General features: G+C 63.4%; 1 pseudogene. It reads left to right on the top strand.

The features are described from left to right. Window positions 1-30 precede the first annotated feature (30 nt). Window positions 31-322, top strand: a pseudogene (locus tag BHC62_RS07280) (haloacid dehalogenase-like hydrolase); the annotation flags it as partial.

Raw genomic sequence — 322 nt, 5'->3', positions numbered from 1 at the left:
TACATCGTGTCCGGAGGTGGCCGTGACTTCATGCGCCCGATCACCGGTGCGCTCTACGACATTCCGCCGGAGCGGGTGGTGGGCAGCTCGGTGGGGCTGATCTATCGCGACGGCAGCCTGTTCACCACCGCGCAGCCGGAATTCCTCGACGACGGTCCGATGAAACCGGTGCGGTTATGGAGCCGAATCGGGCGCCGTCCGATTTTCGCTGCCGGCAACTCCAACGGGGATATCGAAATGCTCGAATTTGCCGACACACCTGGCGGATCCGCGCTGCGGCTGCTGGTTCGCCACGATGACGCGGAGCGCGAATTCGATTACA

The organism is Pseudomonas sp. 06C 126 (assembly GCF_001855215.1).
GTDB lineage: Bacteria > Pseudomonadota > Gammaproteobacteria > Pseudomonadales > Pseudomonadaceae > Aquipseudomonas > Aquipseudomonas proteolytica.
The sequence above is the reverse complement of the archived record's forward strand: the minus strand, read 5'-3'. Positions and strand labels throughout refer to the sequence as shown.